Here is a 13,373-nt window from a genome sequence, read left to right on the forward strand (position 1 = left end):
ACTCGGCTAGCGGCCCACGGCGTGGGGCTGGATAACCGAATGCTAGGACTGGACAAACCGCCAGTCCAATATATATTTAATCGTTGATTAATACGTAAAAGATATCACGTGGAACTGCGTCACCTACGTTACTTCGTCGTCGTGGCCGAGGAGCTCAACTTCACCCGTGCCGCCTTGCGCCTGCACATCGCCCAGCCGCCCTTGAGCCAGCAGATCCGCGCGCTGGAGGAACAACTGGGCGTCGCCCTGTTCGAGCGCAGCAAGCGCCGCGTGGCGCTGACCGATGCCGGAGAGCGCTACCTGCAGCATGCCCGGCGCATCCTGGCCGAGGTCGAACAGGCTGCCGACGACGCGCGCCGTGCCGCCCGCGGCGAGGTGGGCGAGCTGCGCATCGGCTTCACCTCCTCGCTGCCGTTCACCAGCCTGCTGCCGGGGCTGGTCTCCGACTACCGCCGCCACTACCCGCAGGTGCAGCTGACGTTGCGCGAGATGTTCACCGCCCACCAGTTCGAAGCCCTGCGCGAAGAACGGCTGGACGTCGGCTTCGTCCGTTTCCACGGCAAGGAAAACCCGCCCGATCTGGTGCTGCACGAAATCCACCGCGACCCGCTGCGGCTGGTGATCAACGCCCGCCACCCCCTGGCCTCGCAACCAAGGGCATCGCTGGAACAGTTGCGCGACGAGAGTTTCATCATCTACCCGGCCGGTGCCGGCACCGGGCTCAACGTGCAGGTCCGCCAGCTCTGCCTGGCGGCCGGTTTCGAACCCAGGATCGTGCAGGAAGCGCGGGAAGCCACCACCCAGATCGGCCTGGTGGCGGCAGGTCTCGGCGTGGCGCTACTGCCCTCGCCGCTGGAGTGCGTACAGATGAAGGGGGTGCGCTACGTGCCGATCAGCGACGAGGGAGCGTACCTGTCGCTGGGGCTGGCGACGCGCCCCGGCCCCGTCACGCCGCTGCTGGCCGGTTTTCTGGAGTGTCTACATAGCCGGAAAGAAGCGGGGCCGATCAAGGAAGACACATGACGCGTCGTTGCTTCGCCGGTTTCCTCAATCGGAAACTAGCCGGATTTCGATGCCCAATGCCCGTCCGAGCCCTGCCGGCTTGACGAGAAGGTCGGCCAGGGTATGGTGTGACAATTCGCCATAAAAGGCTTCCTGTGCCGCATGCAGCACGCTCATCAGGCGGCACGCCGAGGCGATCCGGCACTGGGAATGTAGTGGATCGAAACACTCGACCAGCACGTTGTCGGCCTCGGCCGTACGCACCAGCTTGCCGAGGTTGATCTGCTGCGGATCGTCCGCCAGGCGCATCCCTCCTCCTTTGCCGCGCACCGTCGTGAGATAGCCGTGCTGGCCGAGAAAAAACACCACCTTGGTCAGATGGCTGGCGGAAATGCCGTACGCCTGGGCGATCTCGTTGATCGTCACCAGGCGCTCGCCCGCCAGCGCGCTGTACATCATCACGCGCAGGCAGTAGTCGGTAAAAGCCGTCAGTCGCACGGTCGGGACAGATCCATGGGTTTGTTCAAACAGGCACGCTCGGTGGGATTCGAACATGCATTCTATCTTGCCGTCGACACCCCGACAGCAGGAGCCAGCTTGATTCAGGCATACGATATAGACATACAGGGCGCGGCAACAGCCCGCTCTTGATGTACCTCAAGCGAATCCATGATAACTCATAAGATTCATTTACGGTGAATGTTATGAGGTATAAGATTCATTTCATACGAATCTTACACCTCAAGGAGCTCTCTGCCATGGCTTTCACCGTCAAGAACAACATCCGCTGGGTTGGCAAACAGGATTGGGAGCTGCGTGAATTTCACGGCAGCGAATACAGCACCCACCGCGGTTCCAGCTACAACAGCTACCTGATCAAGGAAGAAAAAATCGCGCTGATCGATACCGTCTGGGCGCCTTACGCCGAAGAATTCGTCGCCAATCTGGCCAAGGAGGTCGACCTCGGCGCCATCGACTACATCATCGCCAACCACGGCGAGATCGATCACAGCGGCGCCTTGCCGGCGCTGATGGCGCGCATCCCGGACACCCCGATCTACTGCACCGCCAACGGGGCCAAATCGCTGCGCGGCCACTATCACCAGGACTGGAATTTCCGCATCGTCAAAACCGGGGACAGCCTCGACCTCGGCAACGGCAAGCAACTGGTGTTTGTCGAGATGCCGATGCTGCACTGGCCGGACAGCATGGCCACCTATCTGACCGGCGACGCCGTGCTGTTCAGCAACGATGCGTTCGGCCAGCACTATGCCAGCGCCCAGATGTTCAACGACCTGTGCGACCCGGTCGAACTGCACGAGGAGTGCATCAAGTATTACGCCAATATCCTGACCCCGTTCAGCCCGCTGGTGACCCAGAAGATCCACGAGGTCCTGGCGCTGAACCTGCCGATCGACATGATCGCCACCAGCCACGGCATCATCTGGCGCGACAAGCCGACCCAGATCGTCGAGCAGTACCTGAAGTGGGCCGATGATTACCAGGAGAACCAGATCACCCTGGTCTACGACACCATGTGGAACGGCACCCGCATGATGGCCGAGGCGATTGCCGAAGGCATCCGCAAGGCCGACCAGGAGGTCGTGATCAAGCTGTTCAACCTCTCCAACAGCGACAAGAACGACGTCCTCACCCACGTGTTCAAGTCCAAGGCCATCCTGGTCGGCAGCCCGACCGTCAACAACGTGATGCTGCCCCACGTCGCCGCCCTGCTCGAGGAGATGACCGGCCTGCGCTTCAAGAACAAGGCGGCGGCCGCCTTCGGCACCCACGGCTGGAGTGGCGGCGCGGTAGAACGCATCGCCAGGCGCCTGGACGACGCCGGTTTCCGTGTCCTCAATCCGGGCATCGCCGCCGAGTGGCGTCCGACCGACGATGCCCTCACCCAGGCGGTGCGGTTTGGCGAGGCCATCATCGAACAACTGGGCAAGACGGGGCAGAACACGGCGGAGGCCACCGCAGCGTGTTCGTGCAGCGGCAAGATGCGCTGCAAGACCTGCTCGTGGATTTACGATCCGCAACAGGGGGAAGCGGCCCAGGGGGTCGCGGCCGGAACGGCCTGGCAGGACGTCCCCGAGACCTTCCTCTGCCCGGTGTGCTTCATGGGCAAAAGCGACTTTGTTCCCGCGTAACCGACCGCCCCAGGAGAAATGCGATGAAAAAGCCTCTTGTCATCATCGGCAGCGGCCATGCCGGCTACACCCTGGCCCGAGCGTTCCGCCAGCACGATGCCACCACGCCGGTCGTCGTTCTCACCGAGGATGGTGGCGAGCACTACCCCAAGCCGCAGTTGAGCCACGGCTTTGGCCATCAGACCAGTGCCGCGCAGTTGGTCCAGAACAGTGCCACCGGCATGGCTGCCGAATTGAAGGTGATGGTAAGGCCCCACACCCGGGTCAGCGCCATCGACTTTGTCGCCCAAAAGGTCTTGGCGGGGGAGGTGCAGATTCCGTACAGCAACCTGGTCCTGGCGGTGGGGGCCGAGCCATTCGTGCCCCCCATCGGCGGCGACGGGGCGCAGGACATCCTGACCTTGAACAACCTGGAGCAGTACCGGCGGTATCTCGACAAGCTCAATCAGAGTGAGCACGTGCTGGTCATCGGGGGTGGCCTGATCGGTACCGAAATCGCCCACGACATCGCCCAGCACAAGCGCGTCACACTGGTGGACATCGGCAGCCGCTTGCTGGAGCGGCTGGTGCCCGACGTCGTCAGCCAGCGCCTGCACCACGCCATGGGACAGGTCACGCTGCGCTTCGGGACCGGGGTGGAACGGGTCGATCGGGCCGCTCGGGGCTACCGCGTGACGCTGAGCGGCGGCGACACGCTGGCGGTGGATGCCATCGTCTGTGCGGCGGGCCTGAAACCGCGGCGGGAGCTGGCGGGCGGGCTGGAGACACGGCGCGGCATCGTCGTCGACGCCTACCTGCGCACCTCGCAACCCCACGTCTATGCCCTGGGGGACTGCGCCGAAATCGAGGGGCAGATCCTGCCCTACCTGCAGCCGATCACGCTGTCGGCCAATGCGCTGGCCCGCACGCTGGCCGGCACACCGACACCGGTCCGTTTCGGCCCCCTGCCGGTGGCGGTGAAAACGCCGCGCTACCCCATCCAGCTGGCCGGGGTCACCCAGGGCAACGCCCTCGATTGGCAGATCAGCGAGGGGGAAGACGGGCTGACCGCGCTCGCCCATCGCGGCAGCAAGCTGGTCGGCTACGTGACCACCGGTAGCCGCAACGGCTTCAGCCTGCTGCCCAGCCTGGCACGCTGATGGGCCAGCGAGAAGCAAGGAGGTGAAAAGACGGAACCCGAATCGAGCCGATGCGGGTTTTCGGCCCCGTTCCCGCGCAGGATCCGCCAGCGATGGCCGATCATGAACGGGCGCCGGTTACGGGCAGCAAGGCCGGAAGGGAGACGGCCTTGTGCGTGACCGCCTCACATCGCCAGGTAACGTCCCGGCTTGTGGTTGACGGCCAGGATCAGGTTGAGCGCCACCGCGCCCAGCACCGACACCACGACGGCCAGCGGGTGCACCACCCACAGCGCCGCCGTCACGATGCAGACGTCGATCGCCATCTGCAGCTTGCCGGCGCGGATGCCGTACTTGTCCTGCAGGTAGAGCGTGACGATGTTGATACCGCCCAGGCTCGCCCGGTGGCGGAACAGCATCAGGAAACCCGCCCCCATCAGCAAGCCGCCGACCACGCCGGCATAGAACGGGTTGAGCCCGTCGAAATGCACGAAATGCGATTGCAGTTCCGAGAACAGCGACAGCAGCAGCACCGCGCAGAAGGTTTTGATGGTAAAGCCCCAGCCCATGCGCTTGATGGCGAGGTAATAGAACGGCAGGTTGATGACGAAGAACACCTGGCCAAAGCTGAACGGCGTGGCGTAGTGGATCAGGAAGGCCAGGCCGGCGGTGCCGCCGGTGAGCAGCTTGGCCTGGGCGAACAGCGCGACGCCGAGGGAAATGAACAAGGTGCCGATCACGATCGCCTGCACGTCTTCGAACAGGGTGTGCCGCGCCACGCGCTCCGGGTGCCGCATGATGAATCCTTGAATGCTTGCAAATGGCAGAACAGCCTGCCGGCCACCGTCGCCCGCCCCACGGCGGAAAGACACAGGACACGTCCTCACGACGGCAGGCGCAAGTCTACACCAGCAACTTCTCGGCAGCACCCCGATCGCGTCGAATTTACAGAATTAATTGCTTCAAATCAAAAATGTGAAGCACAAAATCACAAGAACACACCAACAATAGGCACTACTACGCCCACACCACCCCGCTCGTCAGCAGCTCCTCCGCCCGCCATAGCGCCGTGGTGAGATCCGGCTGGATGTTACGCTCACCCATCTCGGCCGCGAGTTTGGAACCGACCAGCAGATCCATCACCTCGGCGCCGGCCCCGCACAGGATCAGCGTGCGGCGTTCTTCCGCCAATCTTTGTTGCAAGGCGGACAGGGCCAGCAGCCCGGTGGTATCGAGCAGCACCAGCCGGTGCAATTGCAGGATCACCACGCGCGCGTCCGGTGCATCGTGCAGCAGGCGCTCCACCGTGTCGGCGGCGCCGAAGAACAGCGCCCCCTCCACCCGGAACGCCGCGCACCCCTCCGGCACCTGCTTGCCGGCGATGGAATGACGCTCGAACAGCTGCGCATGCTCCGGCCGCAGCCTCTGCACACTGGTGTTGCGCGCCATGCTCTGGATGAAGAACACCGCCGACATCAACAAACCGATCTCCACGGCAATGGTCAGGTCGAAGGCGACGGTGAGCAGGAAGGTCACCACCAGCACCGCGGTATCGCGGCGGGGAAACTGCCCCGCCTTACGAATGTCCCAGTCGCCCATCTTCAAGGCCACCGCGACCAGGATCGCCGCCAGCACCGCCAGCGGGATATAGGACGCCAGCGGCGCTGCGGCCAGGATCACCAGCAACAGCAGCGCCGCGTGCACCATGCCGGAGACCGGCGTGCGCCCTCCGTTGCTGATATTGGTGGCGGTGCGCGCCAGGGCGCCGGTGGCCGGGATGCCGCCGAAGAACGGCACCACCATGTTGGCAATGCCCTGCGCGATCAGCTCCTGGTTGGCGTCGTGCTTGTCGCCGGTCAGGCTGTCGGCCACCACGGCGCACAGCAGCGATTCGATGGCGCCGAGCAGCGCGATGGTGAAGGCCGGCGTCAGCAGTTCGGACAGCGTGGCCACGTCGAGCGACAGCCCCTCGAATGCCGGCAGCCCTTGCGGGATGCCGCCGAACTTGCTGCCGATGGTCGCCACCGGCAGATCGAACAGCGCCACGGTGACAGTGGCCAGCAACAGCGCCACGAACGGCGACGGCAGCAGCTTGTTGAGCCGTTTGGGCCACAGCAGGATCAGTGCCAGCGAGGCGCCCGACACGGCGAGCGTGGCGCCGTCGAAATCGGCCAGCCGCTCCCTGAGCGTGGCGACGATGGCGAAGAAACCCGCCGGCATTTGCTCCACCGGCAAGCCGAAGAAATCCTTCAACTGAGTCAGAAAGATCAGCACCGCGATGCCGTTGGTGAAGCCGGTGATCAGCGGCATCGGAAAGAACTTGATCACCTGCCCCAGCCGCATCACGCCCATCAGCACCAGCATCACCCCGGCCATGAAGGTGCAGATCAGCAGGTTGGCCACGCCGTACTTGGCGACGATGCCGTAGATGATGACGATGAAGGCGCCGGTCGGCCCGGTGATCGAGAACCGCGTCCCGCCCAGCAGCGAGCCCAGGAAGCCCGCGATGACCGCGGTGAAGATGCCCGCCTGCGGCGTGACGCCGGAGGCCATGGCAAACGCCATCGCCAGCGGCAGCGCCACGATGCCCACCGTCAACCCGGCCAACAGATCGTGCCGGAACAACTCGCGGTCGTAACCCTTGAGCGCACCGATCAGGCGGGGGCGGAAGCGGAGATGCAACATGGCGGGCGCTCAGCGAATTGTCATGAGCACCAGCCTACGAGGGAACGGCCATCGCATGCAAGAGGGGCGATGGGGGATGTAGTGGTTACCTGCGTTCCACATCCCCTCGGGTCCCTGCCGTTTGGGCACCGAGCCTCGGGAAAAACGGCGGGGTATGCCGTCGATAATGCTCATATTCTTCTCCGAATTCGGCAGCGACTTCGCGCTCTTCGCGGAAGGCAAGGCGGACATACATAACCAGCAGAATCGGGAACATCACCAGTGTCAGCAGCGTCGGCCACTGCAGCAGAAAGCCGAACATGATCAGCACGAAGCCGATGTACTGCGGATGTCGCACACGAGCATAGGGGCCGGTCAGGGCCAAGCGATGCGCGCGCTGTGCCTGATAGAGAACCTGCCATGAGGCCGCCAGCAGCCAGAATCCACCGCCGATGAACAGAGCGCTCAGCAGATGGAACGGCCCAAAATGGGGATTCGACCTCCAGCCGAACATGATCTCGAGCAAGTGGCCGGAATCGTGGGCGAAGAAGTTGACGTCTGGAAACTTGCTGCTTAGCCAACCGGACAATAAATAGATCGTCAACGGGAAACCGTACATCTCGGCAAACAGCGCCACGATGAATGCCGAGAAGGCGCTGAAGGAGCGCCAGTCTCGCTTCGACTGGGGTTTCGCAAAGCTAAAGGCGAAGATGATAAAGACTAGAGAATTGATGAGGACCAGCGACCACAAGCCATAGGCAGGAGCGTCTTTCATTTCTGTTCTCCTCGGTTTCCTCGTGGGGAAGCACGGTTATTGTCATCGTGGCTTTCCCCATGTCCATTGTGGCCACCATGCATGAAAAGATGCATCAGGGGACAAGCCAGTAGCAGCAGATACGGTAGCCAACCGAATAAATGGGCGCGGTGCTCGGAGAGCAGGAAGAAGGCGGCAACAGCAACAAAGCCCCACAAGACCCAACTCCCTCGTAGTCCACGGGAATGACTATGCTCACTGTCCTGGTGTGTCACATGTCCGTTTTTCTGCATCGGTTCCATTGCGATGATTCCAATCGATTATTCGGAATGACAGCATCTTTGTCCTAGGGAACTCATTCAACAGCAGCCACCACCATGGCGATGAGTTTGGCCATGTATAAACTGTTGTGGGTTTTTCTCGAATTCGGCGCGCGAACTCTCCGATTCGAATAAATACATTTGGCCTTGATATGTCGAAGTGAGCGCTTTGGTTCTGTCAACGGGCCGACCTGTGACTGGGTCATGCGGGGAGTTTTCCTGGTGTGAGTGCCCACCTCCAGCACCATGCCTATGTCCCCCCATGCCACACCCCATTATTCCTCCACGTCGCATTAGAAAAACCAGGCCGACTGCTAACAACAACCAAATCGCGTTATCTGATAGCCATTGCATGATATGTTTCCTTTTCGAGCGAAATTGAGCAAAGCGAGTCAACGAGTGATGGGTTGGCTTACTGTTATTTTTGAACCCTTACGGCGATGAGATAGCAGTTAATTTCATGCTTTTCTCCCCCCTTCATGCTCTTTGCTCACCGTGCCAGCGATTTCGTCCTCACTGCGTTTGGCAAGGCGCAAAGTCATCCAGACGACGACCGGGCAACTGAGTAACACCAACGCAAGGGCGAGCGTGAGCAGCGAGAAGCCATAGAAATAAAACATCCCAACCGCCACGGCGGCAGCAATAACGGCACACACCCAATAAACCGGTTGTTTCATCGCTATCCCTTCCCTGTGTTGATTGTTCCCAACAACGAGATCGGCATCAGACTAGAGTCCAATCCGCGCCCGTTTGAGCAATGCCGAGTTGACAATGACCGACAACGAGCTCAGCGCCATCGCTGCCGCCGCAAGGATCGGGTTCAAGAACCCCAAAGCGGCTACCGGAATGCCAATGCTGTTGTAAATGAAGGCCCAGAACAGGTTCTGCTTGATCTTGCGCATCGTGGCGCGGGACAGCTGGATCGAGGCCATCACATCACGCACGTCGTTCTTGATGAGGATGATGCCGCCGGTTTCCTTGGCCACGTCCGAACCGGAGCCGATCGCGATGCCAATGTCGGCAGTCGCCAGCGCCGGCGCATCATTCACCCCGTCACCCACCATGGCAACCACCTCCCCCTCGCTCTGAAGCTGGCGGACCACGTTCACCTTGTCGTCCGGCAATACCTCGGCGATGACGCGGTCGATGCCGATCTGTTTGGCGATGGCATCGGCGGTGCGGCGGTTGTCCCCGGTGAGCAGCACCACCTTGATGTTGCGCGCCTTCAGTGCCGTGACCACTTCCACGGCCTCCGGCTTCAGCGTATCCGCGACCGCGATGACGCCGATGAGGGCGTTCCCGATGCCAACCAGCATGGCGGTCTTGCCGTCCGCCTCCAAGTGAGTCAGCACTGCTTCCGCCTCCTCGACCGGGACGCTCCGTTGCGCAGCGAGTCGGCGATTACCTAGAAAAACCGGTTGGCCATCGACGGTTCCCTGGATGCCATGACCAGCAATAGCGGAGATGCCACTTGCCTTTGGCAGAGACAAGCCACGGTGCTGAGCCGCCCGAACGATCGCCTCACCCAACGGATGCTCGGATCCGCTTTCCACCGCACCCGCCACGCTCAGCACCAAGGACTCGGTGTTGCCGTTGAACGGGATCACGTCGGTGACCGTGGGTTCTCCGCGGGTAAGCGTGCCTGTCTTATCAAACACGATCGTGCTCAGTTTTTCTGCCCGCTCCAGCACCTCGCCGCCCCGGATCAGGATGCCGCCATCGGCACCCTTGCCTACTCCCACCATCAGCGCGGCTGGCGTCGCCACGCCTAGGGCACATGGGCAGGAAATAATCAGCACCGCGATGAAAGCCAGCAACCCTTGCGGGAAGTTGCCAGCCAACCACCAGCCGACGAATGCCAGCAGTGCCACGGCCACCACGGCCGGCACGAAATAACCGGTGACGGTGTCGGCCAACCGCTGGACCTGCGCCGTGCTTGCCTGCGCCTCTTCCACCATCTTGATGATCTGGGCCAGCGCGGTATCGGCACCAATCTTGGTCGCCTTGAAGGTGAACACGCCGCTGCGGTTGAGCGTCCCGCCGATGACCGGTGCGCCCGGTCTCTTTTCGACCGGCATCGATTCGCCGGTGAGCATCGACTCGTCTACCGTCGATGCACCTTCGGTGACTTCACCGTCGGTCGGGATTTTTTCACCCGGCTTCACCACCACGAGTTCGCCCACCATGATGCTCTCGGCGGGAATCTCGACCTCTTGGCCATCGCGCAGAACGTGAGCGGTGGCCGGCTTGAGGTCCAGCAGTCGCCGCACCGCTGCCGACGATTTCTTCTTGATGATTTCCTCCATGTACTTGCCGAGCAAGACGAAGGCGATGATGACCGCCGAGACCTCAAAGTACACATCGCGCTCCGCCACCTTGATCGGCAGCACGTCGGGAAAGAACAGGACGGCGACGCTGTAGAAGTAGGCCACTGAGGTGCCCAGCGCGATCAGGAAATCCATGTTGATGTTGTGGGTGCGAATGGCGTTCCACGCCCCCTTGTAGAACCCCCAGCCACCGATGAACTGAACCGGCGTCACCAGCAGGAACAACCACATGCCCCAGGTGAACCAGGGCAAGGCTGGAATCGGCACCCACGTCAGCAGCGTGGCACCGGCAGCAAGTGCGATGAAGGCTCCGGCACGCAGTATTGCGAGTGCCAACACTCCGGTCAGGGCAATGGCGACACGCGCCTTCATCGCCTTCAACTCCGTCTCGGGGGATTCGAAGGTACGCAGGCAGCTATCGCTGCAGAAATAGTAGGTACGACCGCCCCGCTCCGATTTCAGCGCGGTGGCTTTTTCTACCATCATGCCGCAGATGGGGTCCTTGGCCTTGTCGCCGCTGCCGACCGTTTTGGCGGCTGCCATGGGTGCTGCGGCGTGGTGATGCGGGTGTGCAACGGCAGCTACTTGACCCGGTGCGGTGACTAATACGGGCTGGTTTGCATACTTCTCAGGCTCGGCCGCAAATTTTTGCTGACAACGGGCAGAGCAGAACCAGTACTTCTGGCCACGGTAAACTTGGCTTACTTGCGCCTGCTTCGGGTCCACCTTCATGCCGCAGACCGGGTCGATCACGTTTGCCATGAGCCATCTCCTTGTCCTGCCAACGGCAAGAGGTTATACGTCAGTTGCTTCCGCACCGAATGCACGCCCATTTATTGAGGCCGGTATTCAAACTGGCCGGTCAGCGGCTGATGATTGCCAGCTTGAGTCACTTGCAAGGTCACGCGGTACGGTCCTGCGCTACGCATGTAGAAGTAGGCCCCGTAGCTGGTCGTACGGCCGATCTGCATGGGCTCCAGTTTCTTTTGAGTGCTTGCCAGCCCGACCTCCTCAACCGAGGCAGTCACCCGCGCATTGGTAATACGTTGTTTGGTCGTGTGGTCAAACAAGGCAACCAACAGGTGATAGCTGTATTTGCTCGGTGGCGTACCTCCATGCATGGCGTTCTCGGAATGGGATTCCGGATGAGCGCTGACCAGTGCCGCTGGCATAACGCCGTAGTAGACGTCGACATTGCCCAGCAACAGGTGCTGGCCGCCGTTGCTCTCAGCGGCAACGGCAGTGGAAGCCAACAGGCCGAGTCCTAAAATGAGCATTTTCATGGCTTGCTCCTTTCTACCTAGCGAAAGTTTTGCCACTGGCTTAACGACGTCTGCCGTGCAGCAGGTCATGCAGCCAGGCGAATATCGTCCCCACCAAGAACCCCCACACCATCAGAACCAAGAGCGGGTACAGGAACATCGAGAAGGTAAACGGCACCGGGGTGGCCAGTTTGTGGAAGTCGAGGCCGTGAAACAGTGCGTTGAGGAAATCGATTCCCTTTTCCGGCCATAGCCCGTAGAGAATGGCGCACACAAAATAGACGACAGCTATGGCCAAGGCCAGAGCCAGGCCGGTTTTCCAAGGCTGGTTGTTGCTCATGACCGTCTCCTTTTCCATCCCGAGGGATTGAACGCCGGCGCAAACCTTCACTGCCGACGTTTTGCGTCAGGGAATGGACATCGCTCCGGCCCAAACCTTGGCCTAGGCGGCACCCATCACCACAAGACTGCTGATGGCAGTCAGAAATTGTCTGCGCTGCATCACTCACTCCTTGGCATCGCCACCCATCGGCCCCATTGGCCTCGACATCATGGATGTTTGCTGATGCATCTTCTGCATCATCATGTCCATCATCTTCATGCGATCGTCCCTGCTGGATGGTTTGCCGGATTTGGCTTTGCCCTTAGCCGGGCAATCCGCCCCTGCATGCATCGGCTTCATCATGGCCATCACATCGGTCATGGCCTGCATTTGCGCCTGCATCGCCTGTTGACGCTCGGTAGGCGCTGCTAATTGTTGAGACGTAAAAACTGCAGGAAAGCTGGTGGCTGTGAAGGAGCGCGCAAGGGCTGGCCAACGAGGATTGGCGCGAGAGGGAGGGAGACGAGGAACAGGATAATGGGTAGAACAGTCACTGCCGCAGCATGGCCAAGGTCAAATGAGGGCAAGCTGCCTGATTGAGGCATAAAGGTAGTGGCCTGGACACAGGCCTGGACGCACACCTCATGATGCGGGGAGGCATCAGGACGAACGTTATGTTGCGCAACGGCAAGGCCGAGAGGATCGGCTCTACCTATTTCACTGGACAGACTCAAGCAGCCCTGGCTCGCACCCAGGACAAACGCAAACACCCACACCGCCAGAGCAAGGCGGCAAAGCAGGTTGAGGTGTTTGCCGAAGCTGTGCACAACGAAGTACCTAAAAAAGCGATATTTTCAGTATAGCCAGCCCAATGTCGAGTGTTTCGATACAGGTCAAGCATGGGGCAAGCCGAGCGGATACCCAAATGGACTAATGGCATTCCATAAAGACTGAAAAATGGCGCTTGAGGGAAGGCATCGTGCACAGCCCTTACAGAGGCAGGCCCGCTCTCCCCTCTTGCCTTAACGCAACCTCAGCGCCATCCCGCCGGCACCTTACTTCAGCGTCAGGCGCACCTGCTCGGTGGCCTTGCCCGGCAGCGTAATCTTGACGATGGCCTTGGCCCCGGCGGCCGCCTTGGCCTTGGTCGTCAGCTTGTTGCCGCCGGCCGCCTCCAGCTTGGCCGTGGTCTTCTCCGTGCCGACCAGCAGCGTGACTTCGCCGCTGACGCCCTGGCTTGCGACCGGCTTGCCGCCGTGGTCGGTCAGGTAGACGGCCAGCTGGTCCGCTTCGGCGACCAGTTCGACGCGATGACCCGACTGGGCCTCGGCCATCACGCCGCCCTGTTGCGGCTTGAGTGCGCCGTCGGCGAAGGCGAGGCCGGTGGACAGCGCGAGCGAGGCGGCAATCAGCAGTTTTTTCATGGTGTTTTCCTTTCGGGGGCATGTGCC

At 61.4% G+C, this 13,373-nt stretch carries 16 protein-coding genes; 4 read left to right on the plus strand and 12 right to left on the minus strand.

Features of this window, described 5'->3' with window-relative positions; translation table 11 throughout:
- Positions 1 to 108: 108 nt before the first annotated feature.
- Positions 109 to 1,023: a LysR family transcriptional regulator gene (locus PSEMAI1_RS0113760; RefSeq protein ID WP_024303440.1), complete on the plus strand. Its 915-nt coding sequence runs from the start codon at positions 109 to 111 to the stop codon at positions 1,021 to 1,023.
- Positions 1,024 to 1,047: 24 nt separating this feature from the next.
- On the opposite strand, the gene PSEMAI1_RS0113765 is transcribed toward PSEMAI1_RS0113760, so the two are convergent.
- Positions 1,048 to 1,557: an Rrf2 family transcriptional regulator gene (locus tag PSEMAI1_RS0113765; protein WP_255327053.1), complete on the minus strand. Its 510-nt coding sequence runs from the start codon at positions 1,555 to 1,557 to the stop codon at positions 1,048 to 1,050.
- 203 nt (positions 1,558 to 1,760) lie between these two features.
- Here PSEMAI1_RS0113765 and norV point away from each other — a divergent pair, with 203 nt between their 5' ends.
- The gene (gene norV / locus PSEMAI1_RS0113770; RefSeq protein WP_024303442.1) at positions 1,761 to 3,155 is read left to right on the plus strand and encodes an anaerobic nitric oxide reductase flavorubredoxin; all 1,395 of its coding nucleotides are present in this window, start codon (positions 1,761 to 1,763) and stop codon (positions 3,153 to 3,155) included.
- A 23-nt stretch (positions 3,156 to 3,178) separates the two neighbouring features.
- Positions 3,179 to 4,294, plus strand: a complete 1,116-nt coding sequence (locus tag PSEMAI1_RS0113775; protein ID WP_024303443.1) for an FAD-dependent oxidoreductase — start codon at positions 3,179 to 3,181, stop codon at positions 4,292 to 4,294.
- Positions 4,295 to 4,458: 164 nt separating this feature from the next.
- Here PSEMAI1_RS0113775 and PSEMAI1_RS0113780 read toward each other — a convergent pair whose 3' ends face one another.
- The 10 genes from PSEMAI1_RS0113780 to PSEMAI1_RS0113815 all read right to left on the minus strand — a co-directional run bounded on the left by PSEMAI1_RS0113780 (position 4,459) and on the right by PSEMAI1_RS0113815 (position 12,312).
- The gene (locus tag PSEMAI1_RS0113780) at positions 4,459 to 5,070 is read right to left on the minus strand and encodes a YitT family protein (RefSeq protein ID WP_024303444.1); all 612 of its coding nucleotides are present in this window, start codon (positions 5,068 to 5,070) and stop codon (positions 4,459 to 4,461) included.
- A 220-nt stretch (positions 5,071 to 5,290) separates the two neighbouring features.
- The gene (locus PSEMAI1_RS0113785; protein ID WP_024303445.1) at positions 5,291 to 6,958 is read right to left on the minus strand and encodes a SulP family inorganic anion transporter; all 1,668 of its coding nucleotides are present in this window, start codon (positions 6,956 to 6,958) and stop codon (positions 5,291 to 5,293) included.
- Positions 6,959 to 7,043: 85 nt separating this feature from the next.
- Positions 7,044 to 7,712 carry an isoprenylcysteine carboxylmethyltransferase family protein gene (locus PSEMAI1_RS0113790; RefSeq protein ID WP_024303446.1) on the minus strand — a complete coding sequence of 223 codons (669 nt, stop codon included), beginning with the start codon at positions 7,710 to 7,712 and terminating at the stop codon, positions 7,044 to 7,046.
- Positions 7,709 to 7,909 carry a DUF2933 domain-containing protein gene (locus PSEMAI1_RS21395; RefSeq protein WP_304412739.1) on the minus strand — a complete coding sequence of 67 codons (201 nt, stop codon included), beginning with the start codon at positions 7,907 to 7,909 and terminating at the stop codon, positions 7,709 to 7,711. The genes PSEMAI1_RS0113790 and PSEMAI1_RS21395 overlap by 4 nt, the downstream gene beginning before the upstream one ends.
- A 141-nt stretch (positions 7,910 to 8,050) precedes the next feature.
- Positions 8,051 to 8,365, minus strand: coding sequence for a YHS domain-containing protein (locus PSEMAI1_RS22535; protein ID WP_084612700.1), 315 nt, complete (start codon positions 8,363 to 8,365; stop codon positions 8,051 to 8,053).
- Between the two features lie 104 nt (positions 8,366 to 8,469).
- The gene (locus tag PSEMAI1_RS0113795; RefSeq protein WP_024303447.1) at positions 8,470 to 8,688 is read right to left on the minus strand and encodes a hypothetical protein; all 219 of its coding nucleotides are present in this window, start codon (positions 8,686 to 8,688) and stop codon (positions 8,470 to 8,472) included.
- A gap of 51 nt (positions 8,689 to 8,739) precedes the next feature.
- Positions 8,740 to 11,100, minus strand: a complete 2,361-nt coding sequence (locus tag PSEMAI1_RS0113800; protein WP_024303448.1) for a heavy metal translocating P-type ATPase — start codon at positions 11,098 to 11,100, stop codon at positions 8,740 to 8,742.
- A 71-nt stretch (positions 11,101 to 11,171) separates the two neighbouring features.
- Complete coding sequence (locus PSEMAI1_RS0113805; protein ID WP_024303449.1) at positions 11,172 to 11,621, minus strand: hypothetical protein; 450 nt, start codon at positions 11,619 to 11,621, stop codon at positions 11,172 to 11,174.
- Positions 11,622 to 11,661: 40 nt separating this feature from the next.
- Positions 11,662 to 11,940: a DUF5676 family membrane protein gene (locus PSEMAI1_RS0113810; protein ID WP_024303450.1), complete on the minus strand. Its 279-nt coding sequence runs from the start codon at positions 11,938 to 11,940 to the stop codon at positions 11,662 to 11,664.
- Between the two features lie 165 nt (positions 11,941 to 12,105).
- Positions 12,106 to 12,312, minus strand: a complete 207-nt coding sequence (locus PSEMAI1_RS0113815) for a hypothetical protein (protein WP_051460226.1) — start codon at positions 12,310 to 12,312, stop codon at positions 12,106 to 12,108.
- 284 nt (positions 12,313 to 12,596) lie between these two features.
- On the opposite strand from PSEMAI1_RS0113815, the gene PSEMAI1_RS0113820 reads away from it, so the two are divergent.
- Positions 12,597 to 12,785: a hypothetical protein gene (locus PSEMAI1_RS0113820; RefSeq protein WP_156943142.1), complete on the plus strand. Its 189-nt coding sequence runs from the start codon at positions 12,597 to 12,599 to the stop codon at positions 12,783 to 12,785.
- A 192-nt stretch (positions 12,786 to 12,977) separates the two neighbouring features.
- On the opposite strand, the gene PSEMAI1_RS0113825 is transcribed toward PSEMAI1_RS0113820, so the two are convergent.
- Entirely contained in the window at positions 12,978 to 13,346 is a 369-nt protein-coding gene (locus PSEMAI1_RS0113825) for a hypothetical protein (RefSeq protein WP_024303453.1), read from the minus strand.
- Between the last annotated feature and the right edge of the window lie 27 nt (positions 13,347 to 13,373).

The sequence above is a fragment of the Pseudogulbenkiania sp. MAI-1 genome (assembly GCF_000527175.1).
Classification (GTDB): Bacteria; Pseudomonadota; Gammaproteobacteria; order Burkholderiales; family Chromobacteriaceae; genus Pseudogulbenkiania.